At 74.7% G+C, this 16,401-nt stretch carries 13 protein-coding genes and 1 pseudogene; 9 read left to right on the top strand and 5 right to left on the bottom strand.

Annotated features, from left to right (window positions below; genetic code table 11):
- Positions 1-57 precede the first annotated feature (57 nt).
- The 5 genes from O7633_RS04325 (at position 58) to O7633_RS04305 (ending at position 8,663) form a co-directional block, all read left to right on the top strand.
- Positions 58-2,979, top strand: a complete 2,922-nt coding sequence (locus O7633_RS04325; RefSeq protein WP_282326158.1) for an AAA family ATPase — start codon at positions 58-60, stop codon at positions 2,977-2,979.
- 129 nt (positions 2,980-3,108) lie between these two features.
- Positions 3,109-3,885: a DUF5995 family protein gene (locus O7633_RS04320; protein ID WP_178065218.1), complete on the top strand. Its 777-nt coding sequence runs from the start codon at positions 3,109-3,111 to the stop codon at positions 3,883-3,885.
- Between the two features lie 103 nt (positions 3,886-3,988).
- Positions 3,989-4,738: a phosphotransferase gene (locus O7633_RS04315; protein ID WP_178065219.1), complete on the top strand. Its 750-nt coding sequence runs from the start codon at positions 3,989-3,991 to the stop codon at positions 4,736-4,738.
- A 122-nt stretch (positions 4,739-4,860) separates the two neighbouring features.
- Positions 4,861-6,909 carry an amino acid transporter gene (locus O7633_RS04310; protein ID WP_282326155.1) on the top strand — a complete coding sequence of 683 codons (2,049 nt, stop codon included), beginning with the start codon at positions 4,861-4,863 and terminating at the stop codon, positions 6,907-6,909.
- 185 nt (positions 6,910-7,094) lie between these two features.
- Entirely contained in the window at positions 7,095-8,663 is a 1,569-nt protein-coding gene (locus O7633_RS04305) for a hypothetical protein (RefSeq protein WP_282328465.1), read from the top strand.
- Positions 8,664-8,840: 177 nt separating this feature from the next.
- On the opposite strand, the gene O7633_RS04300 is transcribed toward O7633_RS04305, so the two are convergent.
- From O7633_RS04300 to O7633_RS04280, 5 genes are all read right to left on the bottom strand, one after another.
- The gene (locus tag O7633_RS04300) at positions 8,841-9,050 is read right to left on the bottom strand and encodes a hypothetical protein (RefSeq protein WP_074477206.1); all 210 of its coding nucleotides are present in this window, start codon (positions 9,048-9,050) and stop codon (positions 8,841-8,843) included.
- A 186-nt stretch (positions 9,051-9,236) separates the two neighbouring features.
- Positions 9,237-10,310 carry a helix-hairpin-helix domain-containing protein gene (locus O7633_RS04295; protein WP_282326153.1) on the bottom strand — a complete coding sequence of 358 codons (1,074 nt, stop codon included), beginning with the start codon at positions 10,308-10,310 and terminating at the stop codon, positions 9,237-9,239.
- Positions 10,311-10,477: 167 nt separating this feature from the next.
- The gene (locus O7633_RS04290; RefSeq protein WP_282326151.1) at positions 10,478-11,827 is read right to left on the bottom strand and encodes an FAD-dependent monooxygenase; all 1,350 of its coding nucleotides are present in this window, start codon (positions 11,825-11,827) and stop codon (positions 10,478-10,480) included.
- A 16-nt stretch (positions 11,828-11,843) separates the two neighbouring features.
- The gene (locus O7633_RS04285; protein WP_074477209.1) at positions 11,844-12,194 is read right to left on the bottom strand and encodes a TcmI family type II polyketide cyclase; all 351 of its coding nucleotides are present in this window, start codon (positions 12,192-12,194) and stop codon (positions 11,844-11,846) included.
- Positions 12,195-12,289: 95 nt separating this feature from the next.
- Positions 12,290-13,042: a BTAD domain-containing putative transcriptional regulator gene (locus O7633_RS04280; protein ID WP_256095812.1), complete on the bottom strand. Its 753-nt coding sequence runs from the start codon at positions 13,040-13,042 to the stop codon at positions 12,290-12,292.
- 479 nt (positions 13,043-13,521) lie between these two features.
- Here O7633_RS04280 and O7633_RS04275 point away from each other — a divergent pair, with 479 nt between their 5' ends.
- The 4 genes and pseudogenes from O7633_RS04275 to O7633_RS04260 all read left to right on the top strand — a co-directional run.
- Positions 13,522-13,854, top strand: a complete 333-nt coding sequence (locus tag O7633_RS04275; protein WP_178065224.1) for a TcmI family type II polyketide cyclase — start codon at positions 13,522-13,524, stop codon at positions 13,852-13,854.
- A gap of 121 nt (positions 13,855-13,975) precedes the next feature.
- Entirely contained in the window at positions 13,976-14,704 is a 729-nt protein-coding gene (locus O7633_RS04270; RefSeq protein ID WP_278135675.1) for an SRPBCC family protein, read from the top strand.
- A complete protein-coding gene (locus tag O7633_RS04265) occupies positions 14,697-15,128 on the top strand; it encodes a cupin domain-containing protein (protein WP_282326148.1) in 432 nt (143 codons plus the stop codon). The genes O7633_RS04270 and O7633_RS04265 overlap by 8 nt, the downstream gene beginning before the upstream one ends.
- Positions 15,125-16,381 (top strand): annotated as a pseudogene (locus O7633_RS04260) (beta-ketoacyl-[acyl-carrier-protein] synthase family protein); the annotation flags it as partial. The gene O7633_RS04265 and the pseudogene O7633_RS04260, both read left to right, overlap by 4 nt.
- Positions 16,382-16,401: the final 20 nt, after the last annotated feature.

Here is a 16,401-nt window from a genome sequence, read left to right as displayed (position 1 = left end):
ACCAGTGGGGGCGAAGACCCGTAGAACGGTCCGGGGACCTGTGACTAGGCTGCGAACATGGCCAGCGATGTGGACCTCGCACCACTCGTCGGCCGTGCCGACCACCTCGCGACGCTGCGGTCCGCGCTGCTCGACGGCGTGGGTCCGGGGCAGACGGCGGCGGTGTTCGTCACGGGCGAGAGCGGGGTGGGCAAGACCCGGCTGCTGCGCGAGGCGGGCGACCGGTTCCGCGCCGGGGGAGCGCTCGTGCTCACCGGCTCGTGCCTCGACATCGGCGACTCGTCTCCCCTGCATCCGCTGTTGCAGGCGTTGCGGCGCTTCGACGCCGAGCTGACGGCCTCGCACGCGCGGACGTCGTCGGCGGTGCGCGGGCTGTTGCAGACGTTCGCCGCCGAGACGGCCGGCCCGGACGGGGCGGGCGCCCTGCTGGAGCGGGTCTCCCGGGGGTTGCACCTGGTGGCGCAGGGGCGGCCGTTGGTGCTGGTGCTCGACGACCTGCAGTGGGTCGACCGCACCACCCGGCAGTTGCTGCTCTATCTGCTGGCCGGGCTCGGCGACCTCCAGTTGTCGGTGTTGGCGGCGGTGCGGGCGGAGTCGTTGCAGGGCGCGCACCCGCTGCGGCGGGTGCTGACCGAGCTGCGTCGGCTGCGGTCGGTGCGGGTGGTCGACCTGGCGCCGCTGGACCGGGCGGGCACCGAGCAGCTGGCCGCGGCGGTGCTGGGCGGGCCGTTGGGCGCGGAGGCGGCGGAGTCGCTGTGGCGGCGCAGCGGCGGGAACCCGTTCGTGGTGGAGGAGCTGGCGCGGGACCTGCGCGAGGGGCGCGACGGGCTGTCGGAGACGGTGCGGGAGGTGTTCCTGTCCCGGGTGGACGCGTTGCCGCAGGCCGCGCACGCGGTGGTGCACGCGGTGGCGGCCGGGGTGGAGCCGGTGCCGCACTGGCTGTTGGCCGAGGTGATGCGGCTGCCGGAGGGGGAGCTGATCGACGCGGTGCGGGCGGCGGTGGCGCACCGGTTGCTGATGGGTGACGACGACGGTTACCGGCTGCGGCACCGGCTGGTGGCGGAGGTGCTCGCCCACGAGTTGCTGCCCGCGGAGCGGTCGGTGCTGCACCGTCGCTACGCGGAGGCGTTGACGACGGCCCCGGCGGAGTTGCACCAGGCGCGGCTGGCGCACCACTGGCGGCTGGCGGGGGAACCGGCGCGGGCGTTGCCGGCGGCGGTCGCGGCGGCGCAGGAGGCCGAGCGGCTGCACGGCTACGCCGAGGCGCACCGCCACTGGTCGGTCGCCCTGCAACTGGCCGGCCCGCAGGCCCCCGGGGTCGCCCCGGTCGACGGCGGGATCACCGCCGACCGCGCGGAGCTGTTGCGCCACGCCGCCGAGGCGGCCCACCACTGCGGCGAGCACGCCCGGGCGTTGTCCCTGTTGGAGGAGCTGGCCGACGCCGAGGACGCGGCCCCGGCCTGCGCGCTGCACATCCGGCGGGCCCGCTACCTGGCCGCCGCCGGCCGGTCCGCGCCCGCCGAGGCGGAGTACCGGCGGGCCCTGGCCGCCGCCGACTGCACCCCCCGGGAGCGGGCGACGGCCGCCGCGCACCTGGCCGAGTTGCTGCTGCACCTGGGCCGCTACGCCGACGCCGGCGAGTGGGCCCGGGAGGCCCTGGAGCTGGCCGCGCAGGTGGAGGGGTCCGTCTCCGAGGTGGTGCTGGCCAGCATGGCGCTGGGCTTCAGCGAGGCCTACCTGGAGGACCCGGACGCCGGGCTGGCCGTCATGCGGGAGGCCCTCGACACCGCCGAGCGGGCCGGCCGCCCCGAGGACGTGGCCTGCGCCTACCTGCACCTGGCGGAGCTGCTGACCGGGCCGCTGAACATCCTGGAGGAGGGGGTGGTGGTGGCCCGCCGGGGCGCCGAGCGGGTCGCCGAGCTGGGCCTGGGCCGCACCTACGAGACCCGGCTGCTGGCCATCGCCACCAACGGGCTGTTCCGGGTGGGACAGTGGGCGGAGGCGGAGAAGGTGGTCGCGGCGGCGCTGCGGCACCGCCCGTCCGGCGCGGACGCCGTCGAGCTGCTGCTGGCCCGCTGCCGGCTCTCCGTCGGCTACGGCGACATCGCCGCCGCCGACCGCGACCTGGAGGCCGTCGCCACCGTGCTGGCCGGCGGCGGGGCCCGGCACGTCATCCCGCTGCTGACCCTCCGCGCCGGCCTGGCGATGTGGCAGGGCCGGCACGACCTGGCCCGGCAGGCCGTGCAGCGCGGCCTCACCGAGATCCGCTCCGACGACGTCGGCATCCTCGCCGCCCTGGTCTGGCACGGGCTGCGCGCCGAGGCCGAGGCGCACGCCGCCCGCGCCCCGGTGGACACGACGGTGGTGCGCCGGCTGCGCGAGGTGGCCGAGCGGGTGGCCCGCAAGAGCGAGCACGCCGCCCGGCCGGTGCGCGACGTGGTCGACGGGTTCCTGGCCCTGTGCGAGGCCGAGGTCAGCCGCCTCGACGGCAGCGACCCGCAGCTGTGGGCCCGTTCGGTGACCGAGTGGGACCGCCGCCACCACCCCTACCCGGCGGCGTACTCGCGGCTGCGGCAGGCCGAGGCGCTGCTGGCCCGCCGCAGCCGCACCGCCACCGCCGGCAAGCTGCTGCGCGAGGCGTACCAGGTGGCGCAGGGGCTCGGCGCGGAGCCGCTGAGCACCGAGATCCGCACCCTGGCCACCCGGGCCCGGGTGACGTTGGAGGACCGGGGCGCCCTCGCCGACGGGCGGCCCGCGGCCGGCGACGAGCCGTCCGGCGACGAGCTGGCGATGCTGACGGCCCGGGAGCGCGAGGTGCTCGCCGCCGTGGCCGAAGGGCTGACCAACAAGGAGATCGGCCAGCGGCTGTTCATCTCCGAACGCACCATCGGCGTGCACGTGTCGCACATCTTCGACAAGCTCCAGGTGCGCACCCGGGTCCAGGCCAGCGCGATCTTCCTGCGCAACCGTCCCGAGTAGATCCCCCACGACGTACGCCCGTCGCCCGCTTATACGTCGTTCTACTGATCCGCCGCACGGATCACGGCTGAGAGGCTGTGCCCCGAGGCCACGGCGCGGGAATGCCGCGGCACGCAGGGGGGAGGACGCATGGGGAAGGACGAACCGGTCTGGGGCCCGGTGCACCAGGACATCGTGGGGCTGCTCGCCGACCACCCGGCGGACGTGCCGGCGGTGGTCGACCACCTCACCAAGCTCCAGGACCTGCTGGTGCGGCTGCCTCCGTTGGAGCGAAGCTGCCCCCTCGCGGACTTCAACGAGCTGTACCTGACCATCACCACCAGCGTGTTGAACGGCCTGTACGACGACCGCTTCGCCGACCCGGTCTTCCTGGCCCGGCTCGACGTGGAGTTCGCCGCCCGCTACTTCGACGCGCTGCGCTACTGGACGGAGTCCAGCCCGGCCACCCCCCGGGCCTGGTCCTGCCTGTTCCGGCGGATGCGCGGCCCGGACGCCCGGCCGCTGCCGTCGGCCGCGGCCGGGGTGAACGCCCACATCAACTTCGACCTGCCGTTCGCGTTGGTGACCACGTTCGACAGTCTGGAGTCCGAGCCGGTCGACGGCACCGACCAGCACCACGACTACCTGGAGATCAACCAGATCTTCGCCGAGCGGATCCCGGAGCTGCGGCGCGGCTACCTGGACAACTGGCAGCTCATGATCGACATGCTCAACGGCGACATCGACGACTGGTACCAGGGCGAACTGGTCGAGTACACGCGCAACGTGGCGTGGCGCAACGCCCAGAAGATCTGGCGCTGCCGGCACGATCCGGAGGCCCGCGAGTGTGAGCGTGAGCGGCTGGACGACAACGCCGCCGCGCTCGGTCGGCTGCTGCTCTCGCCCCTCGGGGCGTTCCTGCAGTAGCCGGGTACGGGGGGTCCCCGCGCTACCGGGGGGGAAGCGCGGGGACACCCCCCTGTCCCGTAACGGGGTGGCGGGCCGGCGGGGCGGCCGCCACGATGGCGGGGTGAGCACCCGCGAGGAGCCGCTGCCCGGCAACGCCACCGCCGGGGTGGTCCGGGTGGGCGACACGGTCCGCCGACCGGCCGGCCCGTGGACCGACACCGTCGACGCCCTGCTGGCCCACCTGCACCGGGTGGGGTTCCCCGGCGCGCCCCGCCCGCTGGGCCGCGACGACCGGGGCCGTCAGGTGCTGGAGTACGTGCCCGGCGCGGCCGGCGACGTCACCGGCACGTACTCCCTGGGGGAGCTGGCCGGGATCGGGGCGCTGCTGGCCGACCTGCACCGCGCGACGGCCGGGTTCGTGCCGCCGCAGCCGGCGGTGTGGCAGCGGGTGATCCCGCCGGACCGCGAGGACCTGGTCTGCCACCACGACCCCGCGCCGTGGAACCTGATCCGCTCGCCCCGGGGCTGGGTCCTGATCGACTGGGACGGCGCCGGGCCCGGGTCGCGGCCGTGGGAGCTGGCGTACGCGGCGCAGAGCATGGCCGGGATGCGGGCGGACCGGCCGGTGCCCGAGTCGGCGGCGCGGCTGCGGGCCCTCGTCGACGGCTACGGCCTCGACGGCCCGCAGCGGGCCGAGCTGCCCCGGCTGCTCGGCCGGCGGGCCCGCGCCATGTACGACCTGCTCGCGGCCGGCGCCCGGGAGGGCCGGCAGCCGTGGGCGCGGATCTGGGTGGACGACGGCCCCTACTGGCGGGCCACCGCCGACCACCTCGACGCCCACGTGGCCGCCTGGTCCGCCGCGCTGAGCTGACCGGCCCGACCTCCCGCGGGATCCGCCGCGCCGAGTCGACCGGCCCGACCTTCCTCGCCGGTTCGGCCGGAGCGGGCGGCGGGTTGCGCCTACGGTCGGTTCAGGGCGTGGAGGGGGCGCGCATGGCGCAGCGGCGGGACGGCGGGCAGCCGAGGCGGACCCGGGGCCACCGGCGTGCGGCGGCCCCGGGCGACGGCGTGGTCGTCCCGGCCTGCGTCGACCGGGCGACCCGCCCGCGGCAGCCCGCCGGCCGGTTCGGCCGCTGGTTGTTCGAGCACCGGGTGCCGCCGGTCGGGCCGGAGACCGGGGAGACGCAGGGCCGGGCGCACCCGTGGTGGCAGGTGATGTGCCTGACCGGCGTCGACTACTTCTCCACCCTGTCGTACCTGCCCGGCATCGCCGCGCTGGCGGCCGGGGCGCTCTCCCCGGTGGCGACGCTGCTGATCGTGGCGCTGACCCTGTTCGGGATGCTGCCGATGTACCGGCGGGTGGCCCGGGAGAGCCCGCACGGGCAGGGCTCGGTGGCGATGCTGGAGCGGCTGCTGCCGTTCTGGCGGGGCAAGGTCTTCGTCCTCGTCCTGCTCGGCTTCGTGGCCACCTCGTGGATCATCACGATCACCCTGTCCGCCGCCGATGCCACCGTCCACCTGCTGGAGAACCCGTACCTGCCGGCGTCGTTCCCGCGCGGCACCCTCGCGGCGGTGGCGGTGACCGTGCTGCTGCTGGTGGTCCTCGGCGGGGTCTTCCTGCTCGGGTTCCGCGAGGCGGTGACGGTGGCGGTGCCCCTGGTGGTGGTCTTCCTGGGGCTGAACGCGGTGATCGTCGCGGCGGGCGTGGCGGCGATCGTGGCGGACCCGGCCGCGCTGGGGGACTGGACCGCCGCGCTGACGGCCGGCGGCGGCGGGGTCGCCGGCCTGCTCGGCCCGGCGGTGCTGGCGTTCCCGCTGCTGGTCCTGGGTCTGTCGGGCTTCGAGACCGGGGTGAGCATGATGCCCCTGGTGCGCGGGGACGGCCCGGACGCCGAGCGTCGGCTCGCCGCCCGGATCCGCAACACGCGCCGGCTGCTCGCCGCCGCCGCGCTGATCATGTCGGTGTACCTGGTCGCCACGACGCTCGTCACCACCGTGCTGATCCCCGCCCGGGAGTTCCGGCCGGGCGGGGCGGCCAACGGCCGGGCGTTGGCCTGGCTGGCGCACGAGCGGCTCGGCGAGGCGTTCGGCACGGTCTACGACGTCAGCAGCGTGCTGATCCTCTGGTTCGCCGGTGCCTCGGCGATGGCCGGTCTGATCAACATCGTGCCGCGCTACCTGCCCTCGTACGGGATGGCCCCGGAGTGGGGCCGGGCGGTGCGCCCCGTGGTGATCGTCTACACGCTGATCAGCATCCTGATCACCGTGGCCTTCCGCGCGGACGTCAACGCCCAGGCCGGCGCGTACGCGACCGGGATCCTGGCGATGATGGTCTCCGCCGCGGTGGCGGTGACGATCGCGACGGCCCGCGCCCGGCACCGGTTCGCGGCGGTCGGCTTCGCCGTGCTCACCGTCGTCCTGCTCTACGCCCTCACGGAGAACGTGATCGCCAAGCCGGACGGGATCGCCATCTCCGGCCTGTTCATCGCGGGCATCATCGGCGTCTCGCTGATCTCCCGGGTCACCCGCACCACGGAGCTGCGCGCCGACCGGATCGAGTTCGACGACGACGCCCGCCGGTTCGTCGCCGAGTCCCTCGCCCACGACGGCCGGCTGCACCTGATCGCCAACAAGCGCGACAGCGGGGCGGTGAAGGAGTACACGGTCAAGGAGCGCGCGCAGCGCGGCATGAACCCGGTCCCGGGTGCCGCCGACGTGCTGTTCCTGGAGGTCGACGTCGTCGACCCGTCGGAGTTCAGCCGGGTCCTGCGGGTGCACGGGGTGGAGGTCGGCGGGTACCGGGTGCTGCGGGCGGCCAGCCCGGCCGTGCCCAACGCGATCGCCGCGATCCTGCTCGCGCTGCGCGACGCCACCGGGGTCCGCCCGCACGCGCACTTCGAGTGGTCCGAGGGCAACCCCATCGCCCATTTGCTGCGCTATCTGATCCTGGGGCGCGGCGACACCCCGCCCGTGGTGCGGGAGATCATCCGCAAGTCGGAGCGGGACCCGTCCCGCCGCCCCGGCATCCACGTCGGCGGCTGAGCCGCGGAGACACCCCGGGCGACCCCGATCACCCGTCTCGACGTGAATAATACGTTTATTCATGTACGCCTGACTTGCCCGATTCTTCTCCGTATCGTGACTTTCGGTGGCCCCCGCGAGGTACGCCACCCGGCGCCCCGTTCCGGTGCCGCCGCGTCATTTCGTGCAGGAGAGGCAGGACCGTGATGTTCACGTACCAGGGCAACCGGCGAGCGACGCCCAGCAGGCGACGGTCCCGGTGGTTCTTAGCCGGCGGCGTGGTGGCCGGCAGCCTGGTGGTCGGCGCGGCCGGTGTCACCGGCGTCGCCGCGCTGGCCGCCGACCACGCTCCCGGCGTCACCGACCAGGGGCGGCCGGCGGCGGCCGTGCGCGACGACGGCCCCGACGGGGGACGGTGGACCGGCGAGGGCGCTCCGGGCGGCCCCGGCCGGCCGGAGGCCGGGACGGAGAGGGCGGGCGCCCCGGACGGACCGGGGACGCCGGACGGCAAGCCGGACGGGCCGGGCACCCGCCGGCCGCCCCTGCTCACCGTGCCCTGCGACTCGGCCCGGCTCGTCGCCGCGCTCGTGCAGGCCAACGCGGAGGGCGGGGCGACGGTGCGGCTCGCGCCGAAGTGCACCTACACGCTGAGTCACGCCTTCCAGCAGCCCGACGAGTACGACGGCGGCATCCGCGACGCCCGGGAGGCCGCCGACGCCGCCGAGACCCCCGGGGACGCCGAACTGCCGCCGCGCCAGCCGGGCGACGACAACACCGGCCTGCCGGTGATCTACCAGGCGATCACCGTCGAGGGCTCCGGGGCGACCATCGCCCGGGGCGAGAACGCCGAGACCTTCCGCTTCTTCACGGTGCGCGACGGCGGCGAGCTGACGCTGCGCGACGTCACCCTGCGCAACGGCCGGTCCACCTCGGAGGGGGGCAGCGTCCACGTCGTGCACGGGGCCACGGCCGTCCTCGAACGCACCACGGTCGTCGGCAGCACCTCCGTCTCGCCGAAGGAGGGCGGCGGCGGGGTCTTCAACGACGGCAACATGGTGGTCCGGGAGAGTCGGTTCGTCGGCAACTCGGCCGCCGGCGCCGAGGGCAAGGGCGGCGGCATGCTCAACGGCGGCGTGCTGACCATGACCAAGACCGAGTTCCGCGACAACAGCGCCAACGGCTACGGCGGCGGGCTCGCCAACTACCGGGGCGCGGCCGACGTCGCCACCACCGTCCTCGCGCACAACATCGCCGGGCAGGGCGGCGGCCTGGCCAGCTTCTCGGCCCGCACCAAGGTCGAGGACACCCGGGTCGTCGACAACACGGCCAGGATCGGCGGCGGCATCGCCAACTCCGACGCGGTGCTGGTCCTACGCGGCCTGGTCGTCCAGGGCAACGCCGCCAGCGACAACGGCGGGGGCATCTCCAGCGTCCAGGGCCTGCTGCCGATGGACGACAGCGTCGTCAGCGGCAACCACGCCCGGGGCAACGGCGGCGGCATCTTCGCCGACCGCTCCAACACCCTGGTACGCACCAGCGAGGTGGGCGGCAACGCCGCGGTCGGCGCGAAGTCCGCCGGTGGCGGCATCTACACCGTCGCCGGGCAGCTCTCGCTGTTCAAGAGCAAGGTGGTCGGCAACAGCGCGACCCTGCCCCCGGGCGGGATCTTCGCCGACCGGGCCCAGGTCAGGATCGACGACGCCAGCGTCGTCATCGAGAACCGGCCCACCAACTGCCTCGGCAGCAAGGTGCCGATCGCCCACTGCTTCCGCTGACCGTGCGGCCGACCCGCCCCGCTCGGCGCGTTCGGCGGGCCCGCCGGTGCCGGCGGCAGATTTTGGACGGTCCGTGTTCGCTCGTGACGGCAACCGTCCAGGAACGCCGCAGGGTGGCTGAAGCGACAAGCGGCCCGCCCCCGAGAGGGGGCGGGCCGCTTGTGTCGTGCGCTCGACCTACTTGGACGGCTCGGGGAGCTCGCAGTCGATCTTCGGGTTCGCGCCGATGTAGTTCAACGGCCCGGCGACGATGGTCACCAGGATGGTGCCCGCCTCGGCGCAGTTCGTGTCGTCGCCGTCGTAGTAGCCCCGCTGCCCAGCGGCGATGGCGCCGATGACCAGCCAGATGACAAGGATGATTCCCAGAATCGACGGGCCGCGCCGCATGGCTTCCTCCCGGGTAGTGGTGGGTTTCGAGGTGAGCCCGATGTACCCAACCGCCACTCGCGGCTAAACGACCGCTGCCCCGTCCGCGCAGGTGCGGACGGGGCAGCGCCGTGATCGACGCGCGGGCCGCTGCCAGGTGGGTGTGTCGGACCTGGCGTGGTGCTGTGCCGCCGCCGGGACGGGCCGTCAGGCGTCGGCGTCGCCGGCCGGGAGCACCCGGTCGGCCTCGGCCGGGGCGCCGACGAGGACCTTGGCCTGCTGGGGCCACGTGGCCAGGCTGGGCGCGGCCCGCAGGCCGGCGGAGCGGATCGTCTCCCGCAGGGTCGCCTCGTCGAGGTCGGCGAGCTGCCGGTAGGTGCGGATGCCGGCGTCCTGGAGCGCGGCGGCCATCTTCGGGCCGATGCCCTGGATGCGACGGAAGTCGTCGGCCGACCCGGTGGTCGGGTCCGCCGCCGCGGCGACGACCGGCGCGGCCTCGGGCTCGACCGGGACGTGCTGCGCCTCGGGCCCGACCAGGGCGGCCGGCGGCAGGGCGTCGTCGACCGGGGTGCGCGGCGCGGGGACGACGGGCGCGGCGGCCTCGGCCTCCGCTGCGGGCTCGGCCGGCGCGCTAGCGGCCGCCGGCTCGACGGCGTCGGCCGTCACCGCCGGCCGGACCGGCTCGGTCGCCACCGGCTCGACGTCCACGGTCGAAGCGGCCACCGGGTCCACGTCCGCGGTCCCGGTCGCCGGCTCGACAGCCGTGGTCCCGGTCGCCGGCTCGACAGCCGTGGTCTCGGCCGCGGGCTCGACAGCCACGGTCGGCTCGGTCGCCGTCGGCTCGGCGGGGGTCGCGTCGGCCGGCGGGGCGGGGGTCTCGGCGACCGGCTCTGGCGTCGCCGCCGGCTCCGGGTCGGTGGCGACGGCGGGGGAGCCATCGGTCGCGGGGGCGTCGACCGTGGCGGCCGGGGTGAAGGCGGCCGGGTCGGCGTCGCCGAGGACTCCGCCGGGCGGGGTGGGGGAGGCGGTGTCCGGGGTGGGCTGGTCGAGGACGGCGACCGGGGCCGCCGCCGGGGCGACCGTCGCCTCCGGCCGCTGCTCGTCGACCGTGGCCTCGGGGACAGGGCTGGACACCACCGCCACGCCGGCGACCGGGTCACCCTCCACGATGGGCGTCGCGCCGGAGGGCGTCTCCTGCCGGCCACGCAGCGCCCATCCGGCTGCCGCACCCACCAGCAGTGCCAGGATCACGATCAGCCATTGCCCGAAACTTGACGGCATTGGCGAACCTCCCTCTTTGAGAGCATCGGTGAAAAGTCGCGAAGAAAATCCGTCGCAGCTTCGCACACGCGCCGTGTCGGCGACAGGGAGGTCCGGGGCCTTCCGGCGCTGGTGGGGTGCTTCGTACCCGGGGTGGCGGCGAGCTGACCGAGCGTGGTCGGCCGGGGTCAGTCCTCCTCGCCGCGATAGGTGTAGAAGTCGTCGACGAACTTGCGCCGTAGCCGGGGCACCCGACTGGTGACGCCGAAGTAGCCGCGCGCCCCGAGCAGCGCGAGCCGTCCGATCACCGGACGGTAGATCCGGTCGTCGCCGCTGGTGCCGCTGCGGTGCAGCGAGTCGTGCACCCGGGCGAACCCGTACGGGAGCATGGCGGCCTCGTAGTCGGCGACGGCCTGCACCAGGGTCTTCTCGCCGGCGGCGGCGAGCCTGATCTGCCGGCAGAGCAGGGCGGCGTCGCGCAGGGCGGTGTTCGCGCCGACCCCGCGCCCCGGGGTCATGGTGTGGATGGCGTCGCCGAGCAGGGTGACGGTGCTGCTCTTCCAGGCCGGCACGGGCTCGGAGGTGGACACCCTGATGGGCAGGGCGCTGCCGGGGTCGCTGCGGGCCAGCAGTTCCCGCAGGCGGGGGTGCCAGTTGCGGGTGAGTTCCTGGGCGATCCGGACGAGGTCCTCGCCGCGGCGGCTCATGACGTCGGCGGGGAACCGGCGGGCCGCGCTCCAGATGATGAAGTTGATGTTGTCGCGGGTGGTGTCGTGGCGCAGGCCGGGCCAGCGGCGCAGCAGGTCGGCGTCGGCGGCGGCGACGCCGGGCTTGACGTCGCCGCCGCGGTCCCACTTGAACTCCATCACGTGCAGCACGCCCATCGTCCCGCCCGCGCCGAAGACCAGCGAGATGCCCTGCGCGACACGTTCGGGCAGCAGCGAGCGGGTGTGTTCGGTCAGCGGGATCCGGGTGGCGATGTTGACGGTGCCGGCATCGCGGATCACCGCGTGCGGCAGGTACTGGCGGCGTACCGCCGAGTGCGTGCCGTCGGCGGCGACCAGCAGGTCGCCGGTGGCCGTGCTGCCGTCGGCGAAGTGGGCGGTGACCGTCCCGTCGTCGCGCTGCTCGTAGTGGGTGAAGGTCCGGTCGAACTCGACGGTGTCCTCCAGCCCGGTGAGCAGGACCTGGCGCAGGGTCATCCGGGCGACCGAGCGTTCGGTGTCGACGTCGTCGGTGTCCGGGCGCAGCGGGAACGAGGCGGTCTGCCGCAGCCGTTCGGTGACGACGTTGAAGTAGCGGGGCCCCCGGGCGCAGGTGACGGCGAAGATGTCGAACAGCTCCGGCGGCAGGCACTCCCGCAGCGCCCTGCTGCCGGTGGGCCCGATGCCGACCCGGTAGCCGAGCAGCCCGTCGGCCCGGTCGGCGTGCCGTTCGTGGACGGAGACGCCGATCCCGGCCCGGCGCAGCCCGTGGGCCAGGCACAGGCCGCCGGTGCCGGCCCCGATGATCATCACGTGCGGTGGGTTGGCCACCATGTCGCGGCCCGCCGGCTCAGCCGGCCGTGCCGGTGACGCCGACCGGCGAGGTGGCGTCCCAGCTGTAGAAGCAGCCGGCGATCGCGTCGCGCGGCGAGCGCCAGGTCGGCAGGTACGGCGAGGTGTGCGCGGAGAGCCGCTCGTTGACCTGGAGGTAGAGCGGGTGGTTGCGGGCCGCGGCGAGGGCGTCGGCCTCGACGTCGGCGGTCTCCATCAGGTGTACGCACAGGTCGTGCAGGCAGTACAGGGAGCGGTGCCGGACGCCGGTGAGGCCCGGCAGCTCCGTCGCGTCGGACTCGGCGAAGATCTGCGCGACGCGTCCCTCCGCGCCGGGGATGATCCTGCTGACGATCAGTAGACGGCTCATGGGTCCCCTCCCGCAGGCGGCGCCTCTGGATCAAGGTCGGGCGACCGTGGCGCCGCTTCTGCGACCACCATGCCGACCGGTCTGTCACGTTGCCGTCACCGTGGGTGTGTTTGCGGTGACGCGCCTGGCCGGCGCGGCTCGGGGGGCGTCGGGCGGCTGGCCTGCCGGATGGGCGCGAGCGTGTCGTGCAGCAGGGCGGTCATCGCCGGGGACGGCTCCAGGCGCAGTTCCCGCAGGAGCAGGTCGCGGTACGCGTAGAAGGCGTGCACGGCCTCGAAGACGTTGCCCTCGGCGAGGTGGACGCGCACCACCAGCCGGTGCGGGGTCTCGCGCAGCGGTTCCGCCGCCATGGCCTCCAGCGCGGCCTCCAGGGCCTCGCCGTGCCGTCCCGCCGCGAGGTGGTTGCGGGCCACCTGCTCCAGCATGTGCAACCGCAGCTGGCGTAGGCGTTCGCGTTCCAGCAGCACCCAGTCGTCGTACCAGCCGGGGAGCAGGTCGTGCCGGCCGGCGGTGAGGGCGACGCCGGTGCTGCCCGGGTCGTCGCCGTCGCGGACGCGGGCGGCGGTGCTGGTCAGGTCGTCGACGTCGAGCCGTACGCGGGGGTCGAGGCGGGTGGTGTCGCCGCTGGTGACCAGGGGACAGCACGGGTCCTGGCGCAGCCGCCACAACGCGGTGCGCAGCGAGGACAGTGCCCGTTCCTCCGGCGCCTCGGGCCAGAGCAGGCCGGCGAGGTGGCTGCGGGTGGCGCCGGGGCGCAGCCCGATGAGCGCGAGGACCCGTTGCAGGCCGCGCGGCACGACGACGGGCGTCTCGTCGTGCAGCAACTGGAAGCCGCCGAGCAGGCGCAGCGAGACGTCCGGGGCGTGGCTGTCGCCCGTGGTCGGCGTGGGCGGATCAGCGGTCACGGCGGCACCCCCTGCACCGGACCTGGTCCGGACTCCTCGCGCGTCCCGGCGCGCTCGCCCCGGGGGCGTCACCGTCTCCGGTGGCTCCATGCGTCGCGGCCCGGGCGTCGCGACCGCCGGGCTGGCCCGCTCGAAGATTAACCGCAGTGATTACGGTGAGTCAACATTGGGTACGGCGCGGCTGGCGGCCTCGTGGACCGAAGATGCCTGCCAACTGCGAATATTTGTCGTTATCGGGGTCGCCCTCTCAGGAGGGGCATGGATTGTCCACAGGATTCATCAACGCAGCGTCACCACTGGTCGTGTCGGTGGGTGGCCCGGCGGTGACGCCTCGGTGACGGCGGTGCGCGCACCGTGGCGGCAGTCGTCCCGCGTGACGGCGAGCTCATGCCGCGCCGCCGCGCGCCCGAGGGAGGCAGTCCATGGATCGTTCGCTGATCGTCGCCAAGGTGGTCCCCGACGCCGAGGAGCGGGTCGCCGAGATCTTCGCCGAGTCCGACGCCACGGAGCTGCCGCGCCTGGCCGGGGTCCGGCACCGGTCGCTGTACCGGCTGGGTGACCTCTACGTGCACCTGCTGGAGACCGAGCGGCCGGGGGAGACGGCGGTGGAGGGCATCCGGGAGCACCCCGAGTTCGCCCGGGTCAGCGCGCGGCTGCGGCCGTACGTCTCGCCGTACCTGCCGACCTGGCGCTCGCCCCGCGACGCCATGGCGCGCTGCTTCTACCGCTGGGACCACGGCGGGCGGCGGCCGTGACCGCCACCGTCGGCGGGCGGGTGCGGCCGCGCCGCGCCGGATGCGCCGCACCGGACGACGGGAGAAGCCCCGTTCGCGTCCCCGCCGCCGGTCCGCCCGGCCCCGACCAGAGGAGAAACTGATGACCGTCACCCACGGCCGCCCGCTCACCGCCGAGATCACCGAGATCCTGGTGGCGAACTGCGGCCTGGACGCCGAGGCCGCGGCCCGGGAGCCCGGGGCGTCCCTGGAGGACCTCGGCATGGACTCCCTCGCCCTGCTCGAACTGTCGGCGGTGGTCGCCGACCGCTACCGGGTGCGCCTGCCCGAGGATGCCACGCGGCTGAGCATCGCCGAGGTCGCCGACCTGGTCGCCGGGGCGGCCGACCCGCCCGGGCACACCGAGAACAGCATCGTCATCGCCGCGCCGCTGCGGCTGGTGTGGGAGCTGACCAACGACGTGGCGAACTGGCCGGACCTGTTCACCGAGTACGCCTCGGCGCAGATCCTCGAACGCGACGGCCGCACCGTGCGGTTCCGCCTCACCATGCACCCCGACGAGAACGGCGTCGTGTGGAGCTGGGTGAGCGAACGCACCACCGACTGGGAGAACCGCGAGGTGCGGGCGCACCGGGTGGAGACCGGCCCGTTCGAGTACATGCGCATCCACTGGCGCTACGACACCGAGCCGGAGGGCACCCGGATGACCTGGGTGCAGGACTTCGCGATGCACCCGAGCGCCCCCCTGGACAACGCCGGGATGACCGAGCGGATCAACACCAACAGCCGCGTCCAGCTCGCGGTCATCAAGGAACGGATCGAGCGGGCGGCGCGGGCCGGCTCCGCCACCCCGGGAGGCGACGATGAGTGAGACCACCGCCCAGCGGACGGCCGACGACCCGGCGTACCGGACGGTCGCCGCCCGCGACGTGCCGGCCGACCGGCGGCGCGGCGGCGAGCTGCGGGTGCTGCTCGGGCCGAGGACGGTCGGCAGCACCTCCGGGTTCATGGGGGTCGCCGCCCTCGCCCCGGGCGACCGCATCGCCGAGCACTACCACCCGTACAGCGAGGAGTTCCTGTACGTCGCGCGGGGGGCGATCACCGTGGACCTGGACGACCGGCCGGTGCCGCTGGCCGCCGGGGAGGCGCTGCTCGTGCCGGTCAACGTGCGGCACCGGCTGCGCAACACCGGCGCGGAGCCGGCCGAGGTGGTGTTCCACCTCGGTCCCCTCGCGCCCCGGCCCGAGCTGGGGCACGTCGACACCGAGCCGGCGGAACAGCGGGGCGCGTCGTGACCGCGCGCCGCACGGTGGTGACCGGCATCGGGGTGGTCGCCCCGGGCGGCGTGACCCGGGACCGGTTCTGGAAGACGATCACGGAGGGGCGCACGGCGACGCGGCGGATCACGTTCTTCGACCCGTCGCCGTTCCGTTCCCGCATCGCCGCCGAGTGCGACTTCGACCCGGTCGCCGCCGGCCTCACGGAGGCCGAGCGCCGGCGCGCCGACCGGTACGTGCAGTTCGCCCTGGCCTGCTCGATCGAGGCGGTCGCCGACAGCGGCCTGGAGCTGACCGACGCGCAGCGCGACCGCGCCGGGGTGGTGCTGGGCACCGCCGTCGGCGGCACCATGGCCCTGGAGCAGGAGTACGTGACCGTCAGCGACTCCGGCAGCCGCTGGCTGGTCGACCACGACCGCGGCGGGCCGTACCTGTACCAGGCGCTCGTGCCCAGCAGCCTGGCCGCCGACGTGGCCTGCCGGCACGGGCTGCACGGGCCGGCGCAGGTGGTCTCGACCGGCTGCACGTCCGGCATCGACGCCATCGGGTACGCCCACCAGCTCATCGCCGACGGCGAGGTGGACATCATCCTCGCGGGGGCGGCGGACTCGCCGATCTCCCCGGTCACCGTCGCCTCGTTCGACGCGATCAAGGCGACCAGCCCCGACAACGACGACCCGGCGCACGCGTCGCGCCCGTTCGACGCCGACCGGCACGGTTTCGTCCTCGCCGAGGGCGCGGCGGTGCTGGTGCTGGAGGAGTACGGGCACGCCCGCCGCCGGGGCGCGCACGTCTACTGCGAGGTAGCCGGGTACGCCAGCCGCAGCAACGGCTACCACATGACGGGGCTGCGCCCCGACGGGCTGGAGATGGGGCTGGCCATCTCGGCGACCCTGAAGCAGGCGCGGCTGATCCCGCAGCAGGTCTCCTACATCAGCGCGCACGGCTCCGGCACCCGGCAGAACGACCGGCACGAGACGGCGGCGTTCAAGCGGGCCCTCGGCGAGGCCGCCCGCCGGGTGCCGATCAGCTCCATCAAGTCCATGGTGGGGCACTCCCTCGGCGCGATCGGCTCCATCGAGATGGCCGCCTGCGCCCTCGCCATCGAGTACGGCGTGGTGCCGCCGACGGCCAACTGGGCCACCCGGGATCCGGAGTGCGACCTGGACTACGTGCCGAACGTGGCCCGGGAGCTGCCGGTGGACGTGGCCCTGTCGGTGGGCAGCGGGTTCGGCGGCTTCCAGTCGGCGATGGTGTTCCGCCGGCTGGCCGGCACGACGCACGGCCGCAC

It is taken from the genome of Micromonospora sp. WMMD712, from assembly GCF_029581295.1.
GTDB classification, from domain to species: domain Bacteria; phylum Actinomycetota; class Actinomycetes; order Mycobacteriales; family Micromonosporaceae; genus Micromonospora; species Micromonospora carbonacea.
The sequence above is the reverse complement of the archived record's forward strand: the minus strand, read 5'-3'. Positions and strand labels throughout refer to the sequence as shown.

What these genes read in the sequence shown, in the direction of transcription:
- O7633_RS04325 (WP_282326158.1), top strand. Translation starts at nt 58, where the DNA reads ATGGCCAGCGATGTGGACCTCGCACCACTCGTCGGCCGTGCCGACCAC.
- O7633_RS04320 (WP_178065218.1), top strand. Translation starts at nt 3,109, where the DNA reads ATGGGGAAGGACGAACCGGTCTGGGGCCCGGTGCACCAGGACATCGTG.
- O7633_RS04310 (WP_282326155.1), top strand. Translation starts at nt 4,861, where the DNA reads ATGGCGCAGCGGCGGGACGGCGGGCAGCCGAGGCGGACCCGGGGCCAC.
- O7633_RS04305 (WP_282328465.1), top strand. Translation starts at nt 7,095, where the DNA reads ATGTTCACGTACCAGGGCAACCGGCGAGCGACGCCCAGCAGGCGACGG.
- O7633_RS04300 (WP_074477206.1), bottom strand. Translation starts at nt 9,050, where the DNA reads ATGCGGCGCGGCCCGTCGATTCTGGGAATCATCCTTGTCATCTGGCTG.
- O7633_RS04295 (WP_282326153.1), bottom strand. Translation starts at nt 10,310, where the DNA reads ATGCCGTCAAGTTTCGGGCAATGGCTGATCGTGATCCTGGCACTGCTG.
- O7633_RS04290 (WP_282326151.1), bottom strand. Translation starts at nt 11,827, where the DNA reads ATGGTGGCCAACCCACCGCACGTGATGATCATCGGGGCCGGCACCGGC.
- O7633_RS04285 (WP_074477209.1), bottom strand. Translation starts at nt 12,194, where the DNA reads ATGAGCCGTCTACTGATCGTCAGCAGGATCATCCCCGGCGCGGAGGGA.
- O7633_RS04275 (WP_178065224.1), top strand. Translation starts at nt 13,522, where the DNA reads ATGGATCGTTCGCTGATCGTCGCCAAGGTGGTCCCCGACGCCGAGGAG.
- O7633_RS04270 (WP_278135675.1), top strand. Translation starts at nt 13,976, where the DNA reads ATGACCGTCACCCACGGCCGCCCGCTCACCGCCGAGATCACCGAGATC.
- O7633_RS04265 (WP_282326148.1), top strand. Translation starts at nt 14,697, where the DNA reads ATGAGTGAGACCACCGCCCAGCGGACGGCCGACGACCCGGCGTACCGG.